This window comes from Campylobacter concisus (genome assembly GCF_003048835.2).
Lineage (GTDB): Bacteria > Campylobacterota > Campylobacteria > Campylobacterales > Campylobacteraceae > Campylobacter_A > Campylobacter_A concisus_D.
On record NZ_CP060705.1, the window covers coordinates 764613 to 790056 of the forward strand.

The window sequence follows — 25444 nt, forward strand, 5'->3', positions numbered from 1 at the left end:
GAGAAAAAATGGCTGAGAAGAGAAAATATGAGCCTTTAAAGATAGAAAAAAAATGGCAAGAAATTTGGGATAAAAATGAAGAATTTGAGCCAAAAGACGACTTAAGCTTGCCAAAAAAATATATCCTAAGTATGTTTCCATATCCAAGCGGACGCATACATATGGGGCATGTGAGAAACTACTCTATCGGCGATGCGCTGGCTAGATCATATAGAAAAAGCGGCTACAACGTGCTTCATCCTATCGGATTTGATAGCTTTGGTATGCCAGCTGAAAACGCAGCCATAAAACATAAAATTCATCCTAAAATTTGGACTTATGAAAACATCGACTATATGAAAAAAGAGCTTGCAAGCCTTGGCTTTTCGTTTTCTAAAAAGAGAATTTTAGCCACATCTGACCCACTTTACACAAAGTGGGAGCAAAGCTTTTTTATAAAGATGTTTGAAAAAGGGCTTGTTTATAGAAAAAACGCCATCGTAAACTGGTGTGAATACGATCAAACCGTGCTTGCAAACGAGCAGGTTGAAGACGGCAAATGCTGGAGATGCGGTAATGATGTGGTGCAAAAAGAGCTTCCAGGATATTACTTTAACATCACAAAATACGCTAGCGAGCTACTTGATGATCTAAAGCTTCTTGAGGGCAAATGGCCAAATCAAGTCATCACAATGCAAGAAAACTGGATCGGTAGAAGCTACGGCTTGGAGTTTAAATTTAGCCTTGATGAGGCATCAAAAGAGACTTTGGGTGCTAAATTTGATGGCTTTGAGGTATTTACAACAAGACCTGATACGATTTATGGCGTTAGCTATACAGCCCTTGCGCCAGAGCATCCTATCGTAAAAGCGCTTCTTGAAAGTGATAAATTTGATGAAAGCAAGAAGGCAAAGATAAAAGCAATACTTAATCAAAGCCCAAGAGAGCGCCAAGCAAGCGATAAAGATGGAGAATTTTTAGGAATTTACGTCGTTCATCCACTCACAAATGAAAAGATCCCAGTTTGGGTTGCAAATTTCATCCTAGCTGACTACGGCAGTGGCGCTATCATGGCTGTTCCTGCGCACGATCAAAGGGACTTCGAGTTTGCAAGCAAATTTAATCTACCTATAAAACTTGTCGTAAAGCCACTTGAGGGTGAGAGTGATGGCTCTAAGGCATATTCGGAGTATGGAATTTCTATAAATTCTGAGCTGATAAATGGTCTTGGCTCAGAGGAGGCCAAAAGCTTTATAATAGAGAAATTTGAAAAAGATGGTCTTGGCAAAAGGATCACAAACTATAAATTAAGAGATTGGGGAATTTCTCGCCAAAGATACTGGGGTGCGCCAATACCTGTCGTGCACTGCAAATGCTGCGGCGTAGTGCCTGAAAAAGAGGAAAATTTACCTATCGCACTGCCTGAAGATGTCGAGATCACAGGCGAGGGCAACCCGCTTGATAAACATCCAACTTGGAAATTTACAAAGTGTCCAAAATGCGGCCAAGACGCGATCAGAGAGACTGATACGATGGATACATTCGTAGAGAGTAGCTGGTATTTTGCTAGATTTGCAAGTGATGAGAAGAGTTGGGAGCAAAAAGCACTTGATGAAAAGAGCGTGAATTATTGGATGAACGTAGATCAGTATATCGGCGGTATCGAGCATGCGATCTTGCACCTTTTGTACGCTAGATTTTTCCAAAAGGTCTTAAGAGACCTTGGCTATCTAAGAGACGATGAGCCGTTTGAAAATTTGCTAACTCAAGGCATGGTCTTAAAAGATGGCAAAAAGATGAGTAAAAGCAAGGGCAACGTCGTAGATCCTGATGATATCATAAATAGATACGGCGCTGATACAGCAAGGCTCTTTATCCTATTTGCTGCTCCTCCTCAAAAAGAGCTTGAGTGGAACGACAGCGCAGTTGAGGGCGCATTTAGGTTTTTAAATAGGCTTTGGGAGAAGGCGCAAACTATCAAAAAGATAGATAAACTGCCTGAGATAGATCACGAAAGCTTAAGTAAAGATGAAAAATTTGCAAGGCTTAAAATTTATGAAGCGCTTAAAAAATCAACCGAGGTTTTTGGCGATACATTTGCTTTTAACACTTTAATCGCTGCTTGTATGGAGGCACTAAACGCTATAAATGCGCAGGATAATGAGAATGTAAATGCTGAGGGCTTTTTCATCATCTTAAATTTACTAGAGCCTATCGTGCCACATATTGCAAATGAGCTTAGCGAAGAACTTTTTGGCAGAAAAAATTTCACAAAGATAGCTGTGAAAGAAGAGGTCTTTGTAAAAGATAGCATCGCTCTTGCAGTTACAGTTAATGGCAAGAAAAGGGCTGAGTTTGAAGTAGCAGCAAGCGAAAGTGAGAGTGAAATTTTAAAACAAGCTAAGCAAAATGTGGCTAAATGGCTTGAAGGAAAAGAAATTTTAAAAGAGATTTATATAAAAGGCAAATTAGTAAATTTTGTCATTAAAGGATAAATTTTGAGATATTTTTTAGCGTTTTTTATTGCTATATTTATCTGCGGATGTGGCTATAAACCAGTTTCAAAGATCTCGCAGGATTTGGTGGGAGATAGAGTTTATGTTGATGTTATCATCAGCAAAGAAGAGCCAAAAAATAGTGTCTGGATAAAAGATGCAGTAAAAGAGGGCATGGTCGCAAGGTTGCATAAATCACTATCAAGCAAAGATAGCGCTGATACTTCGATAATTGTCTCAGTGCAAAATTTAACCTATGAAGCGATAATCTATGATGAATACGGCTATATCACATCTTATAAAGCTCTTTTAACTCTAAACTATAAAACCAAATTTAAAGATGGTCGCGTCATAGATATACCTGCTACTGGCGAGTATGATTTTAGTGTGGCAAGACGTCAAAAGAGCGTAAGATACGCAGATAGTGTCATTAGCGATACTCAAAAGTATGAAGCTATAAAAGAGGCTTCAAAAGAGGCGTTTGATGAGTACATCGCAAATTTAGCTGTAAAAGGATATAAAAATGGCAGCAGTAACCGTTAGTCAAATAGTCAAGGAAGCCTTAAGCGAGATAAAAGATCGCCATTTGATGCTAACGCCAGAAAATTACACCGAAGTTTATAATGAAATTTCTAAAAAATATGGATTTACAACCGAAGAGAGCAAAAAGATAGAAAAATATATCTCAAGGCTTGGTGATGACTACAAGGCGCAAGCTATAAGTCTTCATATAAAAACGGTTGATGAGTTTGTAGCTTTTATGACCGCTAGGCTCTCTCATGGTGCTAAAAATGGCGCAACCCAAGTGGTCGATGATAAAAAGTTAAAGTCACTAAATGCCTTTGCAAGAAGAATTCTCCAAGCCATCTCTATGCTTCACAACAAAGACGCAAAAGCTCTAGCGGAGCAGGGCATGCAGCTACTTGCTAGAAGATATGATGAGAAAAATCTTGAAGAGATGTGCCTTAAATGGTTTGACTTTGTAAGCTCTTATGACACTGATTTTTTGGACTTTTTGAAATATTATGGCGTGAGAGACTTTGACGATCTAAGGACTATGAGCGCTGAGCTTGAGAAATTTCTCTCTCAAAAAAATGAGAGCGGCGAAGAAAACGCTTTAGTTGAGCTTTTAAATTTTGCCCTTGAGCCTTCTATCACAAAAGAGCTTGGCGAAGAGCTTAGCACCATTAGAAACGTTTTAAAACAAAATCCACAAAGCCTAAATAGCAAAGAATTTCAAGAGAAGATAAAAACCTTTGTCGATCGCAGGATCGAAGAAGATAGAACCGAGATCATCGAAAAAGTGGGCTCGATAAATAACATCTTGCAAAACATAGGCGATAGAATTTCTGACATCGCAGCTAGCTCAAAAAGTAGCTCAGCTAAGGCGCAAAGCATCAAAAACGACCTTAAAAAGGTAAATTTAAATGAAAATAGCATAGATCATGTAAAAAACATGCTCATTGAGATCGCTAGTGCTTTGGAGATCGAGAGCAAGGAGCTTGGCCTTGAGATGAACAGCAAGCAAGCGACCATTTCTGAGCTTCAAAACAGGGTCACAAGCTTAGAAAAAGAGCTTGAAGCTGCTAAGCTTGAGAGTAAAGAGGACTTTTTAACTAAAGTGGCCACAAAAAGAGCTTTGATGAGTGAAATTCAGCGTATCGAAGAAGCCTATAAGCGTTATGGCACGGACTATTCTATCTGCTTTGTTGATATTGATTTCTTTAAAAAGATAAATGACACCTATGGCCACGAAGCTGGCGATGTGATCCTTTCAGCCGTGGCTCAAGTGCTTAAGAAAAATGCTAGAAAGGTTGATTTTGTCGGTAGATATGGCGGTGAGGAATTTGTCATTTTGCTACCAAGTACGAGCCTAAAAGATGGAGTTAGATTTGGCGATAAGCTAAGAAGTATGATAGAAAATTTTAAATTTATCTATAAAAATGAGCGCATCAAAGTTACCATTAGCTCTGGTGTGGCTACAAGAAGCGCAAATTTAAGCGACACGATGACACTTGAAGGCGCTGATAAGATGCTCTATCTCTCAAAAGAGGGCGGCAGAAACCAAGTCATGCCAAAGATAATCGAGGAAAAATGAGCCTAGCTAAATTTCTTGATGGCAAGCCACTTTACTACAAAGAGATCGACTATGGTAGGATCATAAGGGCTTATGATACGATCAAAGGTCATCTAAAGCCTTTTAAGATAATCCACATCATCGGCACAAATGGCAAAGGTAGTACAGGTCGCTTTTTAGCACAAATTTTAAGCCAAAATGGTGCAAAAGTAGGCCACTACACGAGCCCACATATATTTAAATTTAATGAGCGATTTTGGCTAAATGGCGAGGTCGCTAGTGATGAAATTTTAGAGAGAGCTCACGAGCGTTTGCAAGCTCTTTTAAGCGACGAGTACAAGATAAAAACGAGCTATTTTGAGTATATGACGCTGCTTTCTGCGGTGCTTTTTGAGGGTTGCGACTACTTTGTCTGCGAGGCTGGCATGGGCGGTGTGCTGGATGCGACAAATGTCTTTGAAAAAGAGCTAAGCATATTTACTCCGATCGGCTTTGACCACACGGCGATATTAGGCAATAGCTTAGAAGAAATTTCACGCACGAAATTTGAAGCCATGGGCAAAAGAGCTATTTTAAATGATGAGATGAACGAGATAAGTGTGGCTATCGCAAAAGAGATCGCAAGCGAAAAAGGCGCAACTCTGAGCTTTCCAAGAGAAATTTTAACCAAAGAGAATTTAAACGAGATCGCAAACTACGCAGATAAATTTAATCTACCAGAGTTTTTACGCTCAAATTTAACTCTAGCCTACGCCGCAGCTAAAATTTTAGATAGCAGCATAGATATCAAAAGGCTTGGCGCTTTATCGCTTCGTGGTAGATGTGAAAAGATCGCTTCAAATTTATATGTTGATGTCGGTCACAACGAGCTTGGCGCAAAGGCTGTGGCTAAGAAATTTAGTCAAGAAGAGTTTAGCGGCAAGAAGCTAACGCTAGTTTATAACTCGTTTTTAGATAAAGATTTCAAGGCAGTTTTGGCAGCTCTAAAGCCAGTCATTGAGGACGTGCTGCTTTATCACTACCACTGCGAGGGCAGGGAGCTTGGCGGAGAGCTCATAAACAAAGCGTTAAATGAGCTTGAAATTTCGCATAGAGAGTTTGAACCAAGCGATATGAACGATACAAAAGAGGCAAAAAACGGCAAAATTTACCTAGCATTTGGCTCGTTTCACCTAGCCGAAGCCTTTTTAAAAGAGTACTATGCAAGCAAAGGTCTATGAGTATCTTTTAACACACATCCCACAAATTCTCATCTGCGAAGATGACAAAGAGGCGGCACTCTGCGCTGATGCGGCTAGTTTTGCTGGCTTTAGCGCCTTTAAACTACCTGATTTTAGAGCTAAAAAGGGTGATGATCTAAGAAGCTTTAATGAAGAGCTTTTTGAAATTTCATCGGTTCTTAGCAAATACTATAAATTTGATGGCAAAAAGATCATCATAAGCCCATTTAGCACGCTTTTAAACCCACTTCCAACGCAAAAAAACTTAGAAAGCTCAACGATCAAGCTAAAAGATAATCTAAATTTAAACGAATTTGCCGACCTACTCATACGCTTTGGCTACGAGTGCGTCGATATCGTTGAGAGCGTTGGCGAGTTTAGCATACGTGGCGAAGTGGTGGATATTTATGGCGTAAATATGGATGATCCTGTTAGAATTTTACTCTTTGGCGATGAGGTGGAGAGTATAAGAAATTATAACACCGCCACGCAAATTAGCAATAAAGCCGAGCTAAGCGAAGCCGAGATCGTGCCATTTATCGCAAATCTTAGCAAAGATGAGTTTGAAAAAGTGAGCCAAAAGATCGAGGATATGCAAAGCGATGCCTTGGTGAGCGATATAAATTCGCTTGGATTTTGGGCGATAGATAGCTTTAGCGACTACTTAAAAGAATTTGACTCAAAGCTGGTTAAGAAGATCGATTTTGAAATTTATGATGCGCCAGAGGAGAAATTTAAGGGCATTGAAATTTTGCCTGAGCCAAAGGTTTATAAAGACCTAGAAGTTACTTTAAATTTTGACTTTTTTGAACTAAATAAGAGCAAAAATATAACCGTTCTTTCAAGAAACGAGGGGCTTTTTAAGGGCTATGAGCTTGATGGCTTTGCCAACGTAAAGCTTGAAATTTCGCCCCTTGTAGTAAATTTAACCTCAAGCGACAAGATCGTAGTATCACTAAATAAATTTGAGAAAAAAAGGCGAGTTAAGCGCTCAAGCCTCGTGGTGGACGAGCTAAAAGTAAATGACTATGTAGTGCATGAAGAGTATGGCATAGGCCGGTTTTTAGGGCTTGAAAAGATCAAGGTTTTGGGCGCTACTAAAGAATTTGTGGTTATCGCCTATCAAAATGATGACAAGCTTCTTTTGCCAGTTGAGCATCTAAATTTGATAGACCGCTACATCGCGCAAAATGGCTCTATGGCGGTGCTTGATCGCCTTGGCAAGGCGAATTTTGCCAAGATAAAAGAAAAAGTTAGAGAAAAACTCTTTGCGATCGCCTCAAAGATCGTAGCAATGGCAGCAAAAAGGGAGCTAATCGCAGGCAAAATTTTACAAAAAGAGGACATCTCTTATCTAAATTTCGTCCAAGACGCTGGTTTTTCATACACGAGCGATCAGCAAAAGGCGGTAAATGATATAAAAGATGAGCTAAAAAGCGGCAAGGTTATGGATAGGCTGCTTAGTGGAGATGTTGGTTTTGGCAAGACTGAAGTTGCGATGAATGCCATATTTACCTGCATAAAATCAGGCTTTAGCGCGTTTTTCTTTGTCCCAACGACACTTCTTAGCTCGCAGCATTACAAGACACTAAGCCAAAGATTTAGCAAATTTGGTATAAAGGTCTTTAGGCTGGATCGTTTTTCAAGTGCCAAAGAAAAATCAAGCTTGCAAAAAGCGCTAAAAGAAAATGAGCCCATAGTTTGCGTGGGTACGCATGCGCTTCTTGGCGTAAAGGCTGAAAATTTAGGCCTTATCGTGGTTGATGAAGAACATAAATTTGGCGTTAAGCAAAAAGAGCAGCTAAAAGAAATTTCTCAGCACTCACACATCTTAAGCATGAGCGCCACGCCGATACCAAGAAGCCTAAATATGGCGCTTAGCAAGATAAAAACATATAGCATTTTAGCCACTCCGCCAAGCTCAAGGCTGGATGTGAGAACAAGCGTGAGAGAGTGGGACGAAAAGGTCGTCAAAGAGGCTATCATGCGTGAGCTAAGGCGCGGCGGGCAGACCTTTTACATCCACAACCACATCGCAGACATCGAGCAGACGGCAAATGATCTAAGAAAAATTTTGCCAAAGCTTAGAATTTTGATACTTCACTCAAAGGTAAATGCGAAAGTCACTGAAGATGAGATGATGAAATTTGAGCGGGGCGAGTATGACTTGCTGCTTTGCACCAGCATCGTTGAAAGCGGCATCCACTTGCCAAATGCAAACACCATAATTGTAGAAAATGCTAATAAATTTGGCATGGCTGACCTGCATCAGCTGCGTGGTCGCGTGGGCAGAAGCGACAAGCAAGCTTATTGCTACTTTTTGGTTGAGGATAAAGACGCCATTAGCAAAGACGCTCTAAAACGCCTTGTGGCACTTGAGGGCAACTCATTTTTGGGCGCTGGCTCAGTGCTAGCCTATCACGACCTTGAGATAAGAGGTGGTGGTAACATCATCGGCGAGGCGCAAAGCGGTCACATCGAGGCTATCGGCTACTCGCTATATCTAAAAATGCTAGAAGATGAGATAAACAAGCTTCTTAATCAAGACTCCGCAAAGCTTGACAAGATCGATCTAAAGCTTAGTGTGAGCGCCTTTTTAAATCAAGAATTTATAAGAGAAGATAGGCTAAGGCTTGAAATTTACAGGCGCCTTAGCAAGTGTAAAGAGGTCGCCGAGGTCTATGAGATACAAAGCGAGCTTGAGGATAGATTTGGCAAGATAGATACATTTACAAAGCAGTTTTTAGACCTTATCATCATCAAAATTTTAGCTCTAAAAGCTGGCATAAAGACGATCTCAAACAGCGAACAAAATATACTAATAACGAAAAATGATGACGAGAAGATCAGGCTAAAGTCACGTAGCAAGGATGATGACGATGTTTTGGCTGAAATTTTGGTCTATCTAAGAAAGGATAAGAGATGATAGATTGGGGTGTGAAGTACGCAGCGATTTATAAGAGCACAAAAGGGATGTTAAAGCCAGTTGAGGATATCGATTTTGTCGATATCGACTCACTTTATGGGCTTGAAAAACAAAAAGAAATTTTGCTAAAAAATACTAGAAATTTTATAGCTGGCAACGAGGCAAATCACGTGCTTCTTTGGGGCGAGAGAGGATGTGGCAAGTCAAGCCTTGTAAGGGCTGTTTTTACTAAATTTTATAAAGAGGGACTTCGCATCATCGAGATCGGCTGCGAGGATCTAAAATACCTTGGCGACATCATCGACGAGATCAGAAAGAGCGAGTTTAAATTTATCATTTTCTGCGATGATCTAAGCTTTGAAAATGGCAGCAATGAGTATAAATTTCTAAAACCTATCATGGATGGCTCTATCCAAAAGCCGCCAAAAAACGTCCTTTTATACGCTACATCAAATCGCAGACATCTAATAAGCGAGTTTAAGAGTGAAAATGAAAACTCAGAGCTAATAGACGGAGAAATTCACTACAGCGACGCAGCTCAGGAGAAAATTTCTCTCTCAGATCGCTTTGGTCTTTGGATCAGCTTTTATCAAGGCAACTACGACGAGTACCTAAAAATGGTTGATTTTTACTTTAAAGACTACACTGGCGACAAAGATGAGCTTCACACGCTTGCTAAAAATTTCGCCACGCTAAGAGCTAGCAGAAGTGGCAGGACTGCAAAGCAGTTTTATCTAACTTTTAAAGAAAATTTAAAATGAGATCAACTGATCTGTTTTTAGCCTTGCTAAATCACAAAAAGAGAAATTTAGACGAGCTAAAATGGCCAGGCGAGGGCACTTTTGAGGTTATTTTGGGTGCTATTTTAGTGCAAAATACCAACTGGAAAAACGTAGAAAAAGCACTAACTAATCTAAAAAATGCCAGCAAAGATAGCCTGCAAGGCATTTGCGCGCTTGAAAACAGCGAGCTTGCCACGCTCATAAAGCCAAGTGGTTTTTACAACACAAAGGCAAAACGGCTAAAGACGCTTTGTCTAGCTATAAAAAATGAATTTGGTGACTTTGAAAACTTTAAAGAAAACGTAGGCCGCGAGTGGCTCATAAGCATAAGAGGTGTTGGCGCTGAGACTTGCGACGCGATACTTGCTTATGCTTGCGGCAAGCCTTACATGGTCGTTGATGCTTATGCACTTAGGATAATGGCATATTTTGACTACATTTTTGAGAGCTACGACGAGGCGGCTGAGTGGTTTAGTTCGCTTGATTATGATGAAATTTATAAATTTCTTGATAGCGTGAAATTTGACGAGAGTGAGGTTTTAAAGCTCTATCATGCGCTTATTTTGGAGTTTTGCAAAGAGAATTTCAAAGGCAAAATTTTAAGCCAAAGCGGACAAGAGGTGCTTGATAGCATTAAAAACTAAATTTTTATTTTAAATTTAGCGCAAATTAGGACTTTTTATGTTTTATTTTAAATTCTATGCTAAATTTACGAGAAATTTATTTTAGGAGGAGTGATGATCTACGATAACATCGTAAAAACGATCGGTAATACACCTATCGTAAAGGTTAAAACAGGTGCTGATGAGGCTGAAATTTACGTAAAATTAGAGTTTTTTAACCCAGGCGGCTCTGTAAAAGATAGGATCGCATTTAATATGATCACTAAAATGCTAGCTGATGGCACGCTAAAACATGGCGACACTATCGTTGAGCCAACAAGCGGAAATACAGGTATCGGCGTAGCTATGTGCGGTGCTGCACTTGGCTTTAAAGTGATCCTTTGCATGCCTGAGAGCATGAGTATCGAAAGACGCAAGATCGTGGCTGCATATGGCGCTCATCTTGAGCTAACTCCTGCAGCTGGTGGTATGAAAGCAGCGATCGCAAGAGCTACTGAGCTAGCTTCTCAGCCAAATCACGTAATGCTAAGCCAGTTTGAAAACAAGTATAACCCACAAGCTCACGAGCTAACAACAGCTGCTGAGATCGTGGCTGATTTTAGCAAGCTTGATGCCTTTGTAGCAGGCGTTGGTACAGGTGGCACGATAAGCGGCGTGGCAAAGGTTCTAAAAGAAAAAGGCTATGACACTAAGATCATCGCAGTAGAGCCTGAGGCATCACCGGTTTTAAGTGGCGGCAACCCAGGACCACATAAAATTCAAGGCATCGGAGCTGGATTTTTACCAAATACGATGGATATGAGCCTAGTTAGCGAAGTAGAAAAAGTAAGCAACGATGACGCACTAAACGCAGCTAGAGCGATCGCAAAGAGCGATGGCTTGATGATAGGCATAAGTGGTGGCGCTTCTTACGTGGCTGCAAAAAGAGTGGCTAAAAGACTTGGCGCTGGCAAAAAAGTGCTTTTCATAGCTCCAGATAACGGCGAGAGATACCTAAGTACAGAGCTTTACGGAGCGTAAAAATATGTGGGAGAGTCTAAAAGAGCTAGTTCAAACCGTCCGTGAAAAAGACCCATCGGTGCATAGTTGTTGCTTTTTGGCGATACTTATAAACACTCCTGGCATCCATGCGGTTTTGTTTCATAAAATTTCACATTTTTTATATGAAAAAAAGTGGTTTTTTCTAGCTAGACTCATCTCGCAAATAGCAAGATTTCTAACAGGCATCGAGATCCACCCAGGGGCCAAGATCGGTAGGAGATTTTTCATAGATCACGGCATGGGCGTGGTTATCGGCGAGACGGCCGAGGTTGGGGATGATGTGATGATGTATCATCAAGTGACACTTGGAGGCACTGGCAAAGAGTGTGGCAAGCGCCATCCAACCGTTAAAAATGGCGTGACTATCGCCGCTGGCTCAAAGATACTTGGGGCTATAACGATCGGCGAAAATGCCAAGATCGGCGCAAACTCAGTCGTGCTAAAAAACGTCCCAGCAAACGCAACAGTAGTAGGCATACCAGCAAGAGTTGTCAGAGTAAATGGGACAAAATTTGAACCAGAATTTATCATTTAAAATTTAAATTTACTCTCACTACACCATAAAAATGCAAATTTTTGATACGGCAAATTTACTATCCACTATGCTGCCAACGTTTTTTAACTTTGCGCTGCCTATTATAATATTTGTCATTTTAGTAAATTTGATAACAAAATTTATCAGGCGAAAGATGCACCAAAAAACTTACGTAAAATTTAATCAAAGAAATATAGCTGATACGTTTAGCGCAAACTTTTATTGATGGCATAGCCTACGCGCTTATGAAAAAAGAGTGCCGATAAAAGAAGATGTATATTGTGATTTTATATACCAAATGCTAAGAGAGCTTTTAAAATTTGGTGTGAGTTTAAATTTGTAGAAAAAAGGGGCGAGCGCCCCTGTGATTATTTTAAAGTTTGGATGTATTCAGCTACTGCTTTTGCATCTTCATCGCTCATTGGAGTAGCGATAGGTTTCATCATAGCACCAAGACCAAATTTATTTGCTCCTGTTTTGTAGCCTTTTAGAGCTGCTTCGATAGCTGCTGCATCAAGTGATGTTAAAGCTGGAACTTTGTTATTGAAAACTTTTTCAGCTTTAGCGCCATGACAGGCAACGCATTTTTTATAGATAGTAGCGCCATCTGCAGCGAAAGCAGCAGTTGAAAGTAGTGCTGCAACACTTGAAACGATTAGTAGTTTTTTCATTTGTCATCCTTTTTAAAAAACGTGCCGGCATTATAATACAAAAATGTAAATTTGCAAGGGGTGGGTTAAAATATTTTGGCTATAATCACCAAATGATAAAAGAAACAGCTAACAAAGCACTTTTTTTAGACCGCGACGGCGTCATAAATGAAGACGCTGGATACGTTTGCGAGATTGAGGACTTTAAATTTATTGATGGCATTTTTGATGCGTTGAGGGAATTTGCTGAGGCTGGCTACAAGCTCTTTGTCGTGACAAATCAATCAGGCATCGGCAGGGGCTACTACACGCAGGAGCAGTTTGACGCTCTAAACAAATTTATGCTAGAAAGCTTTAAAAAAGAGCAAATTTTTATCACCAAAGTCTATTTTTGTCCGCACGCTCCAGAGGTGGATTGCGCTTGCAGAAAACCAAATCCAAAAATGATACTTGATGCTTGTAAAGAGTTTGACATAGAGCTTGAAAACTCGCTCATGATAGGCGATAAGCCAAGCGACGTCGAGGCTGGCAAAAGGGCAGGTGTGGGTAGAAATTTCTTGCTTGATGGCATAAATTTTAAAGATATAAGAGATGTTTTAAATAAGCTAAAAAAGGAAAAATCACTATGAATTTAAACGAAAAAAAGATAGTTATAACTGGCGGCGCTGGCTTTATCGGCTCAGCTTTGGCGCATTATTTTGATGAAAACTATAAAGACGCTCACGTGCTTGTCGTGGATAAATTTAGAAACGACGAGACATTTAGCAATGGCAACCTAAAAAGCTTTGGACATTTTAAAAATTTACTTGGCTTTAAGGGTGAAATTTACGCTGGTGACATCAACGATCGTAGCACGCTTGAAAAGATAAAGAGCTTTGCTCCAGACGTCATCTACCACGAGGCAGCGATCTCAGACACGACCGTAAAAGAGCAAGACGAGCTAATAAAAACAAATGTAAATGCCTTTGTAAATTTACTTGACATCTGCGAGAGTTTGGGCGCAAAGATAATCTACGCAAGCTCAGGGGCGACTTATGGCAATGCAAAGAGCCCACAAACTGTTGGCGAGTGCGAAGCGCCAAATAACGTCTATGGCTTTAGCAAGCTAAGCATGGATAATATCAATAAAATTTATGCAAAGCGCGGTGTGAGTGTAGTTGGGCTGAGGTATTTTAATGTCTTTGGTAAAGGCGAGTTTTTCAAAAACAAGACCGCCTCGATGGTGCTGCAGTTTGGTCTGCAAATTTTAGCTGGCAAGACCCCAAGGCTCTTTGAGGGTAGCGACCAGATCAAGCGTGACTTTGTCTATATAAAAGATATCATCGATGCAAATATAAAAGCACTTGATGCGCCAAGTAGCGTCTATAACGCAGCTACTGGCAAGGCTAGAAGCTTTCAAGATATCGCTAACATCTTGCAGCGCGAGATCGGCGTAAATTTAGGCAACGAATATATCAAAAACCCATTTATCGGCTCGTATCAGTTTCACACTGAGGCCGACGTCGCCCCAGCTCGTGAGGCATTTGGCTTTAGTGCGACTTGGAGCTTGGAAGATGCGATAAAAGATTACTTACCAGAGATAAAGAGAATTTATAAGGAAGAGATAAATGGCTAAGAGGGTTAAAATTTTAGTCGTTGGCGATCTCATGCTGGACCACTATATCTGGGGCAGTTGCGAGCGCATCTCGCCTGAAGCACCAGTGCAGGTGGTAAAGATAAATAACGAAACCTACACGCTTGGCGGCGCTGGTAACGTGGTGAGAAATTTACTTTCCCTTGGCGCAAACGTGAGCGTAGCTAGCGTCTTAGGAGATGACGAGGCTGGCAAAAAGATAAAAGAGAAGCTTAGCGAGCTAAATGTAAAAGATGAGCTCATACTTACCGAAAAAGGGCGTGAAAGCTCGATAAAAAGCCGTATCATGGCATCTCATCAGCAGGTTGTCAGAATCGATAAAGAGAGCGTTGTCAAGATAAATTTAGAAGATGAGCTTGTCTTAAAAGTCAAAGAAAATCTTGCAAATTTCAAGGCCGTCTTACTAAGTGACTACGGCAAAGGCGTGCTTAGCGAAAAGGTCTGCCAAGAGATCATAAACGAGTGCGTGAGGCTTAATATCCCAGTGCTCATAGACCCAAAAGGCAGCGACTACTCAAAATACAAAAACGCAACCCTGCTCACGCCAAATAAAAAAGAGGCGAGCGAGGCTACAAATTTAAAGATAAAAGACAAAGCCGAGCTTGAAAAAGCGATAAAACAGCTAAAAGACGAGCTAAATTTGACCTATTCGATCATCACGATCTCAGAAGAGGGCATCGCGCTTTATGATGATAGGCTACACATCTTTGCTGCCAAAGCAAAAGAGGTCTTTGACGTCACTGGTGCTGGAGATACGGTGCTTGCCACACTTGGCTACATGCTAGCAAACGGAGCTGATATAAAAGAGGCGATAAAGATAGCAAACCTCGCAGCAGCCGTAGTCGTGGCTAAGATAGGCAGCGCAACGGCTAGTTTTAGCGAGATCGAGCAGCTGCTAAATAGCTCATTTGGGGCAAATTTCGAGCACAAGCTTAAAAGTGTTGAGGAGCTAGAGGAAATTTTGAGCCAAAAGGGTAAGAAAAAGGTCGTTTTTACAAATGGCTGCTTTGATATCTTGCACGCTGGGCACGTAAAATACCTAGCCCGAGCAAGGGAGCTTGGCGATCTTTTGGTCGTTGGGCTAAACTCGGACGCTTCAGTTAAGAGGCTAAAAGGCGATGAGCGTCCTATAAATTCGCAAAATGATAGAGCCTGCGTGCTAAGCGGGCTTGGATTTGTCGATTATGTCGTGATATTTGATGAGGATACGCCTTTAAATTTGATCACCAAAATAAAGCCAGATGTGCTTGTAAAAGGGGCTGACTATAAAGGCAAAGAGGTCGTTGGCAGCGAGATCGTAAAAGAGGTCAGGCTGATCGACTTTGTCGAGGGCAAAAGCACAACGGGGATAATAAAAAGGATAAAAGATGCTAAAAATGATGATAAAAAATGAGCTCGAGGCTCACCAAAAGACATTTAGCGAGCATGTAAATTTGCTGGGCAGCCTAGAGCGCGCTTGTCAGATGGTGGCTGAGACGCTAAAAAATGGCAAAAAGGTGCTGATATGCGGTAACGGCGGCTCTGCGGCGGACGCACAGCACTTTGCAGCCGAGCTAACTGGCAGATATAAAAGCGAGCGTCAAGCACTGCCAGGCATCGCGCTAACTACCGATACTTCGGCACTTACGGCTATTGGCAATGACTACGGCTTTGACTATGTTTTTTCACGCCAGTTTGAGGCTTTGGCACAGGAGGGCGACTTGCTCGTGGCGATCTCAACAAGTGGCAACAGCAAAAACGTCCTTGAGGCGATAAAAAGTGCCAAGAAAATGGGCGTATCGGTGCTTGGACTTAGCGGTAAAGGCGGTGGCGCGATGAATAAAGGATGTGATCTAAATTTAGTCGTTAACTCAAGCGATACAGCAAGAATTCAAGAGTCGCATATTTTTTTCATCCACACGATCTGCCAAGCCGTAGATGAGGCTTTTAGGGGCTAAAATGCAAGAAGCGATGGATAAATTTTTAAATGATCCTTGCCAGAAAAATGAGATAAATTTGATATCAGCTTTGAAAAAGGCCACATTTTTTGCTCCGGTGCTTTTAAACCAAGCGCTTGCAAAGCCTGATGGTGGCGTCGTCTATGAAGAAGAGGGCTCAAATATCAAATTTATCCTCCTTGAAGATGAGGGCGAGAAGCTTAGCTATTTTCCGGCATTTACAAGCAAAGAGGCGATGAAGCTTTGGCGAAACGACAGCGAGCAAGAGAGCATAGAGATAGGGCTAAAAGAGTATCTTGCGATGCTAAAAGAGAGTAGTTACGCTGGCGTCGTGGTGGATGCTTTTAGCTATGACTTTGTGCTAAAAAGAGAGCTGATAGAAAAAATCCTCGCCTAGTGCGTAATAAAATTTATAAAATTTTACGCATTATTTTATGCAAATGGCTTTGATGAGGTAAATTTAGACTGCTGGCTTGTTTAAATTTGTTTTATAGGCTATCTTTTGTTGTGAGTTTTGCTAAATTTTACTTTTTGCACGTTTTCTAAATTTGGCACAGCAGACGAGCTGAGGCTAAATTTAGGCTCGTGTTTGATCTTAATAATCTGCAAATTTCATTATCTCGTTCGCAAAATTTTGTTGCGTATATCAAATTTATGCTTTTATTATTTTGTTTAATGGCTTGTAGGCAATGTGATTAAATTTGCAGCTTTAGTGCCATATTTTGCTAAGGCTAGAGCTATAAATTTGACTTTAAATTTCTAGTTTTTGCCACTCCAAATTTAACTTCAAAAAGCAGCTATGACAAAGCAAAAAAGAGCTGGAGTAAATTTGCTGATAAAATTTCAAATTTGCACACTTGTCGCCTCGGTGTTAATACCGTAAGGGTAAAATTTAGCGTTAGAAACTTTAAATTTGCTCTTTTGTGGATTAAATTTATAGCCTTTATACTCTAAATTTAAATGCAAAAGCAGTTTATCTCAGAGATGAAAAAGCTAAAAAACCAAATTTGCAGTTTTTTTCTAAATCCTAATTGATGCTTTAGCTTGAAAACTGGAGCAAAGTTTAGTTTTAAATTTGACCTTTGTATATTAAATTTACAGATAGAAATTTTAAATTTTTGCAGACTTGTTAAGATTGTTGTAGAAAATTTGGTGATAAAAAGTTTAAAATTAGCCTTTAGTAGATCAAATTTCTAGCCTAAAACGCTCTATTTGCTAAAAAAATTTAGAAAGATTTTCTATTTGAATGCTATTTGTAAATAAATAGCCTCTATTTATCGCTGGGAGCCTTAAAATTCTAGCTCTTTCTTTGAACTTTTTTGGCATTACGGCTTTGCAAAATGGTGTTACTAAGATGTATTCATTAGCGTAGCCAACGGCGATCTTGCCACTTAGCACCACGCTTGTTTGCTTTGCTAAATTTGCACTTAGCTCATCTTTTTGAGCCTTGCTTAAAAGCACATTTAGCTCTTTTGCTGCCATATCGACGCCCCGAACGACGTTACTATCATTTTTTATAATGAAAATTTCATCATCCATTTTTGTGATATTTGGCAGCAGGTTTTGCCTATCAGCCTCCAAAAACTCAAAGCTTTTTTTTACGCCGCTAAAATATTCGTCCAAAAAGGGCTCGCTAAAATTTAGCCTTACAAAGCTTCTTTTAAGCTTGCCTTCTAAATTTGTCTCATCGACAAAGTAGCGCAAACCTCGCTCGTCAAGATAGTTTTGTAGCTCTTTTTTGCGCAAATTTAAAAGCGGTCTAACCAGCCAAAAGTGATTTCTTTTCTCAAGCTCGCTCATGCCAAAGAGCTCTTTTAGCCCAGCGCCCTTGCCAAGCTGCATCAAAAACCACTCAAATTTATCGTCAAATTGATGTGCTAGGATCAAATTTTCATAGCCATATTTTTGGCAAATTTCGCTAAAAAACTCATATCTTGCTTCGCGCGCGTTTTTTTCAAAATTTGGACCAGCTAAATTTACACTTTTTACGTAGATATTTTTGCCAAATTTACTGGCAAGCTCCTTGGCGCTTTCAACTTCAAATTTGCTCTCTTTTCTGGCGTTGTGATCGACTATGGCTAGATCAAATTTGGCCCCAGCTTCTTCTAAAATGTAAAAAAGTGCAGTGCTATCGATGCCGTGCGAAAAGGCTAGCAGGTTTGCGCCTGCGCTTAGCCTACCAAGCACATTTTGGCTTATCATTTTGCTTTTTTGATGATGGTGGCGACTAGTTTTTGATCAACCACGTCGCTGACCTCGCAAAGGTAGAGCGAGCCGATCTCAAGCTCTTTTACGTCGCTTTCATTGATCAAAATTTCGCCGTCTATATCTTTATCCCAGATATCTTTTTTGGCAGCGTAAAACATCTCGCCCTCGCTGCTAATGCCCTCAAGAGATGCGTAAATTTGCTTGCCAAGCTCTTTTTGCAAGCTCTCATTTATCGCTTTTTTAGTGATCTTTTCTATCTTGCTTAGCCTTTTTGAGATTATTTTAGCTGGGATTTGCTCCATTTCAAAAGAGGCTGTGTCCTCTTCTTTTGAGTAGGCAAAGGCGGAAATTCTATCAAATTTAAACTCTTCTAAAAACTCGCAAAGCTCATCAAAATCCTCCTCGCTCTCGCCTGGGTGTCCCACGATGACACCAGTTCGCAAGAATGAATTTTTGGCATTTCTCATCAAATTTAAAAGCTCTTTTATCTTTTTAGCGCCACTTCCACGCTTCATTATCTTTAGCATATTTTCGCTGATGTGTTGGATTGGCATGTCAAAGTAGTTGTGAAAGATAGGCGAGGCGATGATACGCTCTATTAGCTCCTTGCTGGTCGTGCTTGGGTAGAGATAAAGTATCCTAGCGCTTCTTACGCCTTTTATCTTTTCTATCTCGTCTATTAAATTTATTAGCCCGTCGCTAACGCCGTGATCGCGCATATATGAGCTTGAGTCTTGTGATAAAAAGCTAAAGTCGTAGTAGCCTTTTTTGACTAGATTTTTGACCTCATTTACGATGTTTTCAAGCGAGCGTGATTTTAGCTTGCCTTTAAATGTCGGTATCGCACAAAAGCTGCACTTTTGGTTACAGCCCTCTGAAATTTTGATGTAGGCGTGGTAGTTTGAGCCAGTTATGACGCGTTCTTCGTTTGCCTGCAGATAAGTCTGCGGGCTAAATAAATTTTGCTTTTTCAAGATGATCTCATCGATCTTGTCATAATCAGCCACGCCGGTAAAGAGATCGACCTCTGGCAGTTCTTTCATCAGCTCATCTTTGTAGCGCTGCATAAGACAGCCAGTCACTACTAGCAAAGAGCCATTTTTACGAGCTTCGTGCATCTCAAGTATGGTTTGTATGCTCTCTTCTTTGGCAGACTTGATAAATCCGCAAGTATTTACGATGATGACGTCTGCGTCGCTGATATCGTCCGTGATATCGTAGTTTTGCAAGCGTCCTAGCATGATCTCAGAATCAACTAAATTTTTATTACAACCAAGCGAGATTAGATGAAGTTTTGGCATTTTTAGATCCAGATGTTGTCTATTAGCCTAGTTTTGCCTACAAAGGCGGCTACTAAGATGATGGTGTTGCCTTTTTCTACCTTTGAAATTTCGTTTAAATTTCTATCTGTAACCGCGACGTAATCGACCTTTAGTGGCTCAAGCACCTCAAGCATGCTTGCCTTGATCTCGCTTGCATCTTCTTCGCCATTTTGGATCAAATTTTGTGCTTTATTTAGCGATCTTGAAAGTCTTAGCGCGTTGCACTTATCTTCGTCGCAGATATAGACGTTTCTGCTTGAAAGCGCTAGGCCGTCAGGCTCTCTAACGATATCGCAGGCAACTAGCTCGATGTTTAGGAAAAATGTCTTTATCATATTTTGCACGATGATGAGCTGCTGAGTGTCTTTTTTGCCCATATAGACGCTATTTGCACGAGTTAGGCGAAATAGCTTGTTTAGCACTCTTAAGACGCCATCAAAGTGTCCTGGTCTAGTTTTGCCCTCTAAAATGGCTGAAAGCTTCTTTGGGGCAACGATGAGCGGCTCATCTTCAAAGTAAAGCTCATTTTCGTCTGGTATAAAGATAGCGATAACGCCGTTTTGCTCGCAAATTTGGATGTCGCTTTGCTCTTTTCTTGGGTATTTTTCTAGGTCTTCGCCTGGTAAAAACTGAGTTGGATTTACAAACGTTGAGACGATGCTTATCTCATTTTCGCTCACACATTTTTTGATGAGGCTAACGTGTCCGTTGTGAAGTGCGCCCATTGTCGGCACAAAACCGATCTTACCACTTGCGTTTTGGACAAAATTTTCAAGCTCTTTTATAGTTCTTATGATCTGCATATTTACTCTTTTTATCTAAATTTTAACTTGGCATTGTAACAAAAAAGGATTAAAAGGGCGTAAATTTAAAAATGTAAGCAACTTTTGGCTAAAATCGGCAAAAATTTATGGAGAAAAACTTGGATAGTTACGAATACAACGAGCTTTTAAAGAAGCTACAAACAAAAGTTGAAAACATAGGCTCTATCGTAAAGCCTGACGAGATAAAGGCTAGGCTAAAAGAGATCGAGGCCATAGAGCAAGACCCTAGCTTTTGGCAAGATATCGCAAGAGCTGGGGCATTAAATAAAGAAAAGACAAAAATTTCAAACATGCTTGCTAAATTTAGCGACGCTCACCAAGCAGTTAGTGACGCAAAGGAGCTCTTTGAGCTAGCAAATTCTGAAAATGATGAGGAGACTATAAATTCTCTATTTGAAGATGCTAAAAATTTAGATGAAAAGATAGTAAATTTAGAAATTTCTATGCTTTTAAGTGGCGAAGATGACGGCAAAAACGCGATCGTATCGATCCACCCTGGAGCTGGTGGCACTGAGAGCAACGACTGGGCGAGCATGCTTTATAGGATGTATCTTAGATTTTGCGAGCGTGAGGGCTTTAAGGTCGAGACTTTGGACTTTCAAGAGGGCGAAGAGGCTGGACTAAAGGATGTGAGTTTTATCGTAAAGGGTGAAAACGCTTATGGATATTTCAAAGCAGAAAATGGCATCCACAGGCTCGTTCGTACAAGCCCATTTGATAGCGCAGGACGCCGCCACACAAGCTTTACAAGCGTTATGGTGAGCCCTGAGATAGATGACGATATAGAGATCGAGATCGAAGAAAAAGATCTAAAGATAGACACTTATAGAGCTAGTGGTGCAGGCGGTCAGCACGTAAATAAAACAGAATCAGCCATCCGCATCACGCACATACCAACAGGCATCGTCGTGCAGTGCCAAAACGACCGCAGTCAGCACAAAAACAGAGCCACAGCGATGAAGATGCTAAAGTCTCGCCTTTACGAGCTTGAGCTGATGAAGCAGCAAGAGGCGAGCAACAGCGTCGAAAAGAGCGAGATCGGCTGGGGTCATCAGATAAGATCATACGTGCTTTTCCCATATCAGCAGGTAAAAGACAACCGCAGCGGCGAGGCATACTCACAAACTGATGCGATACTTGATGGTGATATCAAAAAGATGATAGAGGGCGTCTTAATCGCTCAAAAGGCTGAGGCGTAGGAGCTAAAATTATAGCTAGCTGTTAAATTTATGCGTTAAAATGCTATAATCACAAAAAACAAAAAGGAAGAGAATGCCAAAATTGGACGAAGCCAAAGAGCGCTTGGGCATGCTAAAATTTTGGCTCGGAATTTTTGTTACAATATTGGTTGGTCTTATTAGTTGGATTTTTACACACTACAAAGACTATACTGATAATCTAGAATTTTATAGTGTTTGCATGTGTGCAGCTCTTTTATTGATTTTGATATTGCTTGGCAATGCAAAGTCTAAAAAGAGATAAAAGATTTAAAAAAATAAAGGATAAAAATGGGAATTTTTGTATCTATTCTTATGATAGCAAGTGTGATTTTGATCGGATATTCGGCTCTAAATTCTGTTGAAACTAATTAAGAGCTAAAATTTCATCTCTTTTAGCTTCATACATGCCTCTTCTTTGCCGTGATAGCAAGCCTCATCAAGATAAATTCTCGCTTTCTTATAGTCGTTTTTACCAAGATATATAAGCCCTAGATCGTAGCTAGCCTCGCTTGAGCCAAGGCTTGTGGCTTTTTCGTAAAAATATATCGCTTTTTCTAAATTTTTATTGACCCCAAGGCCATATTCGTAGATATATCCAGCGCTTCTAAGACCATCTATGTTGCCGTAACTGCCAGCTGTTTCAAACCAAAAAAGTGCCCTTAAGATATCCTTGCTAAAGCCTTTGCCGTCACGAAAACAAACGCCAGTTTGCTGCATGGCTAGGACATTGCCATCTTTTGCGTAGTCGTAAAATCTCTTGCAAGCCTTTGGGTAGTTGCCCTCGTTATATAAGTAGATAGCGTCTGCGATCTGCTCTACTTCAGGATCAAGTGGTGGCTCGCTAAGACCTAAATTTTGCGAAATTTGCTCTGCTGAACAGCCCCAAAATAGCAAAAAGCTAAATAGAAAAATGATAAATTTTTTCATATTTGTCCTTGAAAATTTAGGCGATTTTATCGAATTTTATCTTATAATGATCGCAAATTTAAGCAAAAAGGAACGATATGGATCATAACGCACTTTTGACACAGCTTGGCTACAACGTAGATGAAACGACCACTGAGCATATGCGTAGAATTTTAAACAACACTGACGGCCTTTTGCCAAAGAGTGTGATCGAGCTAAACGATCATCTAAAGCCGCACCTTTGCTTCGTAGCGATGAGTGGGAGCGAGGATAGGTTAAAGATAAAAAACGTTGCGACCGTCAAAGAGATAAAAGAGCGAGTTGATGAGATCATCAAAAGCTGGGCAAATAAATACAAAATGGATATCAAAAAGATAAACGAAACTACATACTACATAATAGGAAAAATTAAATGAAATATGACATTGTTATTATTGGATTTGGTAAGGCTGGCAAAACGCTAGCTGTAAAGGCTGCTGCGCTTGGCAAAAAGGTCGCGCTAATCGAGAGATCGCCAAAGATGTATGGAGGCACTTGCATAAACGTGGGCTGCATACCGACAAAACGCCTAATCACAGCTGCAAAAGAGGCGATATATGCAGACAATAGCGTTGAAAACGAGTATTACACGCTTAGCATCGAAAACAAAAATAAGCTAATCTCAGCTTTAAATTCTAAAAACTACGCGATGCTAAATGATAAAGAAAATATCGATGTGATCGATGGTGTTGGCTCATTTAAAGATAAAAATAGCGTCCTAGTTACAACCTCAAACGGCGAGCAAAAAGTCGTTGAAGGCGAGTTTATCATCATAAACACTGGCTCAAAAGAGGCGTATGCACCATTTGAGATAACAAACTCAAACGTCTTTTCAAGCAAAACTTTGCTCGATCTAAAAAATATGCCAAAGCATCTTGTCATCGTTGGCAGCGGATTTATCGGCATCGAGTTTGCATCGATGTTTGCAAATTTTGGCTCAAAAGTGACCATCGTTGGACGCTCACCACTTCTAAAAAACGAAGATGAAGATATAGCTAAAAGCGTAAAAGATGCGCTAAACGTGCAGGGCATCGAAATTTTAGAGGGCTGCGAGATAGAGAGCTTAAAATACAATGCGCTAAATTTCAAACAAGACGGTGAAGACAGGATCATCAAGGCAGATGCATTCTTAGTAGCGCTTGGCAGAGTGGCAAATTTAGATGATCTAAATTTAAAAGAAGCTGGCGCCGAGCTAAATGAAAAAGGCTTTATAAAGACAAATGAGCGCCTTCAAACAAATGTGTCAAACATCTACGCAGTGGGCGACGTGCGCGGCGGAGAGCTTTTTACTTACACTAGCTTGGATGACTTTAGGATAGTTTTTTCACAAATTTTTGGCGATAAAAAACGCACTACACAAAATAGAAGTATCCACGCAAATGTGCTATTTACCGACACTCCGCTAGCAAGAGTTGGCGTAAATGCAAAAGAAGCTAGCAAGCTTGGGCTAAATTTCAAGGAGCTAAAGCTTAGCATGGCGGCAGTACCAGGAGCAAAGGTGCTAAATCACGATGTGGGCATGCTAAAAGCGATCGTTGAAGCAAGTAGTGGCGAAATTTTGGGGGCGAGCTTTCACTGCATCTACGCAAATGAGATCATAAATGAGATCGCGATCGCTATGAATTTAAAAGCAGATGCAAATTTCTTTAAAAACCAAATTTTCACTCACCCAAGCATCAGCGAAGCCCTAAATGACTTGTTTGGACAATACTAAAAGGACAAAAATGAAAAAATATCTACTACTTTTAACTGCTCTATTTTTCACAGGCTGCTTAAATGTCATCGGCATCGGGGATACGCCAAAGCAAGATGACTCATGGCAGCAGCCAAAGGACGAAAAGGTGGTGCAAAACAAAGAGCAAATTTCAAAAAATGCTATTGATCTTTTAACACCAAAGTGCGAGAGCGGCGATGCTGAAGCGTGCAATGATTTGGGCGTAAATTTTGAGCTTATGAAAGAGTATGATAATGCCTATGCAAACTACAAAAAGGCTTGCGATGCGAAAGTGCAGCTTGCTTGCTCAAACCTTGGCACGCTCTATGAAAACGGTCTTGGCGTAAAAAAAGATCCAAAAAAAGCGGTCGAAATTTACAAAGATAGCTGCAACAGTGGCGGTGTGCAAGCTTGCTATCATCTAGGCAATGCCTACCGCAAGGGTGAGATCGTCAAACAAGACTACTACCTAGCGATGGAGGCCTACACAAACGCTTGCAACGCTGGAGATCTCCCAAGCTGCGCAAATATCGGTGCGATGTATGAGCTAGGGCTTGGCATGAACAAGGACGAAAAAAGAGCTTATGGAATTTACAAAGTCGCTTGCTTTCGCGGTCTAAACAAGGCGTGCCCGCAGATGAAAAGACTAGGCGCAAAGCTTGGCATGTAAGCAGGAAAATAAGTGAAAAAAGTTTTAAATTTTGGGCTTATCGTGGCTGCTAGCTTTATGCTAAGTGGTTGCTGGTCGTGGCAAAAGATGGTGAGCTTTGGCTTTTGGCAAAGTGATGAGGAGGCTAGGGCGGAGCGTCTTGAGCTTGAAAAAGAGAAGATGGTGCAAAACTGCGAGAGCGGAAATAGCATCGATTGCAACAATCTAGCTGTAAATTTTAGCAACGAAAAGGACTTCGTAAAGGCAAAAGGCTACTATGAAAAGGCTTGCAACGCTGGGCTTGCGACTGCTTGTTCAAATTTGGGTCAAATTTACGAGCAAGGGCTAGTCGATGAGCAAAAAGATATCGAAAAAGCTCTAAAGCTTTATAAACTAGCTTGCGATAGTGGCGACGGCGTTGGCTGCTACAACGAGGCTATGGGGCTAAAGTCCTACATCGAAAGCGAAAATTTAAAAACTCATAAGATAGATAGAACTAAGGCCGAGGCTAGAGTTTTAAAGCTTTTGGCAAAGAGCTGTGAGCTTGAGTATGCGCAGTCGTGCTTTTTGCTTGCAAAGCTAAGCGGCGATGAAACAAAGGCAGACGCACTTTACAAAAGAGCCTGCCAACTTGGCAAATGTGTGGATAAAAGGTAAGGGATAA

At 40.7% G+C, this 25444-nt stretch carries 24 protein-coding genes; 19 read left to right on the forward strand and 5 right to left on the reverse strand.

Features of this window, described 5'->3' with window-relative positions:
• Positions 1–8 precede the first annotated feature (8 nt).
• The 9 genes from leuS to epsC all read left to right on the forward strand — a co-directional run bounded on the left by leuS (position 9) and on the right by epsC (position 11678).
• Positions 9–2474: a leucine--tRNA ligase gene (leuS, locus tag CVT08_RS03790; RefSeq protein ID WP_107856263.1), complete on the forward strand. Its 2466-nt coding sequence runs from the start codon at positions 9–11 to the stop codon at positions 2472–2474.
• Positions 2475–2477: 3 nt separating this feature from the next.
• Positions 2478–3017 (forward strand): LPS assembly lipoprotein LptE, encoded by a 540-nt coding sequence (gene lptE, locus CVT08_RS03795; protein WP_107856264.1) that lies wholly within the window; start codon positions 2478–2480, stop codon positions 3015–3017.
• Positions 2998–4572, forward strand: a complete 1575-nt coding sequence (locus tag CVT08_RS03800) for a GGDEF domain-containing protein (RefSeq protein ID WP_107856265.1) — start codon at positions 2998–3000, stop codon at positions 4570–4572. Before lptE ends, CVT08_RS03800 begins: the two co-directional genes overlap by 20 nt.
• Positions 4569–5771: a Mur ligase family protein gene (locus CVT08_RS03805; RefSeq protein WP_107856266.1), complete on the forward strand. Its 1203-nt coding sequence runs from the start codon at positions 4569–4571 to the stop codon at positions 5769–5771. Before CVT08_RS03800 ends, CVT08_RS03805 begins: the two co-directional genes overlap by 4 nt.
• Complete coding sequence (gene mfd / locus CVT08_RS03810) at positions 5752–8697, forward strand: transcription-repair coupling factor (RefSeq protein ID WP_107856267.1); 2946 nt, start codon at positions 5752–5754, stop codon at positions 8695–8697. Before CVT08_RS03805 ends, mfd begins: the two co-directional genes overlap by 20 nt.
• Complete coding sequence (locus CVT08_RS03815; protein ID WP_107856268.1) at positions 8694–9458, forward strand: ATP-binding protein; 765 nt, start codon at positions 8694–8696, stop codon at positions 9456–9458. Before mfd ends, CVT08_RS03815 begins: the two co-directional genes overlap by 4 nt.
• Complete coding sequence (locus tag CVT08_RS03820; RefSeq protein ID WP_107856269.1) at positions 9455–10123, forward strand: endonuclease III domain-containing protein; 669 nt, start codon at positions 9455–9457, stop codon at positions 10121–10123. Before CVT08_RS03815 ends, CVT08_RS03820 begins: the two co-directional genes overlap by 4 nt.
• Before the next feature lie 93 nt (positions 10124–10216).
• Positions 10217–11122, forward strand: coding sequence for a cysteine synthase A (cysK, locus tag CVT08_RS03825; RefSeq protein WP_021087886.1), 906 nt, complete (start codon positions 10217–10219; stop codon positions 11120–11122).
• Positions 11123–11126: 4 nt separating this feature from the next.
• Positions 11127–11678, forward strand: a complete 552-nt coding sequence (gene epsC / locus CVT08_RS03830; RefSeq protein WP_002941946.1) for a serine O-acetyltransferase EpsC — start codon at positions 11127–11129, stop codon at positions 11676–11678.
• 368 nt (positions 11679–12046) lie between these two features.
• Here the strand turns inward: epsC and CVT08_RS03840 are convergent, their stop codons facing one another.
• Positions 12047–12349: a c-type cytochrome gene (locus CVT08_RS03840; protein WP_009294052.1), complete on the reverse strand. Its 303-nt coding sequence runs from the start codon at positions 12347–12349 to the stop codon at positions 12047–12049.
• A 92-nt stretch (positions 12350–12441) separates the two neighbouring features.
• Here CVT08_RS03840 and gmhB point away from each other — a divergent pair, with 92 nt between their 5' ends.
• The 5 genes from gmhB to CVT08_RS03865 are packed head-to-tail and all read left to right on the forward strand — an operon-like array spanning position 12442 to position 16295.
• Positions 12442–12957, forward strand: a complete 516-nt coding sequence (gene gmhB, locus CVT08_RS03845; RefSeq protein ID WP_107856311.1) for a D-glycero-beta-D-manno-heptose 1,7-bisphosphate 7-phosphatase — start codon at positions 12442–12444, stop codon at positions 12955–12957.
• Positions 12954–13943, forward strand: coding sequence for an ADP-glyceromanno-heptose 6-epimerase (rfaD, locus tag CVT08_RS03850; protein WP_107856270.1), 990 nt, complete (start codon positions 12954–12956; stop codon positions 13941–13943). Before gmhB ends, rfaD begins: the two co-directional genes overlap by 4 nt.
• Positions 13936–15354 carry a D-glycero-beta-D-manno-heptose-7-phosphate kinase gene (rfaE1, locus tag CVT08_RS03855; RefSeq protein ID WP_107856271.1) on the forward strand — a complete coding sequence of 473 codons (1419 nt, stop codon included), beginning with the start codon at positions 13936–13938 and terminating at the stop codon, positions 15352–15354. Before rfaD ends, rfaE1 begins: the two co-directional genes overlap by 8 nt.
• On the forward strand, positions 15329–15898 hold the full coding sequence (gene gmhA, locus CVT08_RS03860; RefSeq protein WP_107856272.1) for a D-sedoheptulose 7-phosphate isomerase: 570 nt from the start codon (positions 15329–15331) through the stop codon (positions 15896–15898). The genes rfaE1 and gmhA overlap by 26 nt, the downstream gene beginning before the upstream one ends.
• Position 15899: 1 nt before the next feature.
• The gene (locus CVT08_RS03865; protein ID WP_107856273.1) at positions 15900–16295 is read left to right on the forward strand and encodes an SseB family protein; all 396 of its coding nucleotides are present in this window, start codon (positions 15900–15902) and stop codon (positions 16293–16295) included.
• Positions 16296–17113: 818 nt separating this feature from the next.
• On the opposite strand, the gene tilS is transcribed toward CVT08_RS03865, so the two are convergent.
• Genes tilS through panC form a run of 3 tightly spaced genes read right to left on the reverse strand, consistent with a single transcriptional unit; the run spans position 17114 to position 20231 of the window.
• Positions 17114–18100: a tRNA lysidine(34) synthetase TilS gene (gene tilS / locus CVT08_RS03870; protein ID WP_107856274.1), complete on the reverse strand. Its 987-nt coding sequence runs from the start codon at positions 18098–18100 to the stop codon at positions 17114–17116.
• The gene (rimO, locus tag CVT08_RS03875; RefSeq protein WP_107856275.1) at positions 18097–19407 is read right to left on the reverse strand and encodes a 30S ribosomal protein S12 methylthiotransferase RimO; all 1311 of its coding nucleotides are present in this window, start codon (positions 19405–19407) and stop codon (positions 18097–18099) included. The genes tilS and rimO overlap by 4 nt, the downstream gene beginning before the upstream one ends.
• A 2-nt stretch (positions 19408–19409) precedes the next feature.
• Complete coding sequence (panC, locus tag CVT08_RS03880) at positions 19410–20231, reverse strand: pantoate--beta-alanine ligase (RefSeq protein WP_107856276.1); 822 nt, start codon at positions 20229–20231, stop codon at positions 19410–19412.
• A gap of 119 nt (positions 20232–20350) precedes the next feature.
• Between panC and prfB the strand changes: the two genes are divergently transcribed.
• Entirely contained in the window at positions 20351–21451 is a 1101-nt protein-coding gene (prfB, locus tag CVT08_RS03885; protein ID WP_107856277.1) for a peptide chain release factor 2, read from the forward strand.
• A 396-nt stretch (positions 21452–21847) separates the two neighbouring features.
• Here prfB and CVT08_RS03890 read toward each other — a convergent pair whose 3' ends face one another.
• Positions 21848–22399: a tetratricopeptide repeat protein gene (locus tag CVT08_RS03890; protein ID WP_107856279.1), complete on the reverse strand. Its 552-nt coding sequence runs from the start codon at positions 22397–22399 to the stop codon at positions 21848–21850.
• A gap of 77 nt (positions 22400–22476) precedes the next feature.
• On the opposite strand from CVT08_RS03890, the gene CVT08_RS03895 reads away from it, so the two are divergent.
• The 4 genes from CVT08_RS03895 to CVT08_RS03910 are packed head-to-tail and all read left to right on the forward strand — an operon-like array spanning position 22477 to position 25437.
• Entirely contained in the window at positions 22477–22794 is a 318-nt protein-coding gene (locus CVT08_RS03895) for a type II secretion system protein (RefSeq protein WP_103620644.1), read from the forward strand.
• A complete protein-coding gene (locus CVT08_RS03900) occupies positions 22791–24131 on the forward strand; it encodes a dihydrolipoyl dehydrogenase family protein (protein WP_107856280.1) in 1341 nt (446 codons plus the stop codon). The genes CVT08_RS03895 and CVT08_RS03900 overlap by 4 nt, the downstream gene beginning before the upstream one ends.
• 10 nt (positions 24132–24141) lie before the next feature.
• A complete protein-coding gene (locus tag CVT08_RS03905) occupies positions 24142–24801 on the forward strand; it encodes a tetratricopeptide repeat protein (protein ID WP_087582363.1) in 660 nt (219 codons plus the stop codon).
• A 12-nt stretch (positions 24802–24813) separates the two neighbouring features.
• Positions 24814–25437: a tetratricopeptide repeat protein gene (locus CVT08_RS03910; RefSeq protein ID WP_103603107.1), complete on the forward strand. Its 624-nt coding sequence runs from the start codon at positions 24814–24816 to the stop codon at positions 25435–25437.
• Positions 25438–25444: the final 7 nt, after the last annotated feature.

What these genes read in the sequence shown, in the direction of transcription:
- leuS (WP_107856263.1), top strand. Translation starts at nt 9, where the DNA reads ATGGCTGAGAAGAGAAAATATGAGCCTTTAAAGATAGAAAAAAAATGG.
- CVT08_RS03800 (WP_107856265.1), top strand. Translation starts at nt 2,998, where the DNA reads ATGGCAGCAGTAACCGTTAGTCAAATAGTCAAGGAAGCCTTAAGCGAG.
- CVT08_RS03805 (WP_107856266.1), top strand. Translation starts at nt 4,569, where the DNA reads ATGAGCCTAGCTAAATTTCTTGATGGCAAGCCACTTTACTACAAAGAG.
- mfd (WP_107856267.1), top strand. Translation starts at nt 5,752, where the DNA reads ATGCAAGCAAAGGTCTATGAGTATCTTTTAACACACATCCCACAAATT.
- CVT08_RS03815 (WP_107856268.1), top strand. Translation starts at nt 8,694, where the DNA reads ATGATAGATTGGGGTGTGAAGTACGCAGCGATTTATAAGAGCACAAAA.
- CVT08_RS03820 (WP_107856269.1), top strand. Translation starts at nt 9,455, where the DNA reads ATGAGATCAACTGATCTGTTTTTAGCCTTGCTAAATCACAAAAAGAGA.
- cysK (WP_021087886.1), top strand. Translation starts at nt 10,217, where the DNA reads ATGATCTACGATAACATCGTAAAAACGATCGGTAATACACCTATCGTA.
- epsC (WP_002941946.1), top strand. Translation starts at nt 11,127, where the DNA reads ATGTGGGAGAGTCTAAAAGAGCTAGTTCAAACCGTCCGTGAAAAAGAC.
- CVT08_RS03840 (WP_009294052.1), bottom strand. Translation starts at nt 12,349, where the DNA reads ATGAAAAAACTACTAATCGTTTCAAGTGTTGCAGCACTACTTTCAACT.
- gmhB (WP_107856311.1), top strand. Translation starts at nt 12,442, where the DNA reads ATGATAAAAGAAACAGCTAACAAAGCACTTTTTTTAGACCGCGACGGC.
- rfaD (WP_107856270.1), top strand. Translation starts at nt 12,954, where the DNA reads ATGAATTTAAACGAAAAAAAGATAGTTATAACTGGCGGCGCTGGCTTT.
- rfaE1 (WP_107856271.1), top strand. Translation starts at nt 13,936, where the DNA reads ATGGCTAAGAGGGTTAAAATTTTAGTCGTTGGCGATCTCATGCTGGAC.
- gmhA (WP_107856272.1), top strand. Translation starts at nt 15,329, where the DNA reads ATGCTAAAAATGATGATAAAAAATGAGCTCGAGGCTCACCAAAAGACA.
- CVT08_RS03865 (WP_107856273.1), top strand. Translation starts at nt 15,900, where the DNA reads ATGCAAGAAGCGATGGATAAATTTTTAAATGATCCTTGCCAGAAAAAT.
- tilS (WP_107856274.1), bottom strand. Translation starts at nt 18,100, where the DNA reads ATGATAAGCCAAAATGTGCTTGGTAGGCTAAGCGCAGGCGCAAACCTG.
- rimO (WP_107856275.1), bottom strand. Translation starts at nt 19,407, where the DNA reads ATGCCAAAACTTCATCTAATCTCGCTTGGTTGTAATAAAAATTTAGTT.
- panC (WP_107856276.1), bottom strand. Translation starts at nt 20,231, where the DNA reads ATGCAGATCATAAGAACTATAAAAGAGCTTGAAAATTTTGTCCAAAAC.
- CVT08_RS03890 (WP_107856279.1), bottom strand. Translation starts at nt 22,399, where the DNA reads ATGAAAAAATTTATCATTTTTCTATTTAGCTTTTTGCTATTTTGGGGC.
- CVT08_RS03895 (WP_103620644.1), top strand. Translation starts at nt 22,477, where the DNA reads ATGGATCATAACGCACTTTTGACACAGCTTGGCTACAACGTAGATGAA.
- CVT08_RS03900 (WP_107856280.1), top strand. Translation starts at nt 22,791, where the DNA reads ATGAAATATGACATTGTTATTATTGGATTTGGTAAGGCTGGCAAAACG.
- CVT08_RS03905 (WP_087582363.1), top strand. Translation starts at nt 24,142, where the DNA reads ATGAAAAAATATCTACTACTTTTAACTGCTCTATTTTTCACAGGCTGC.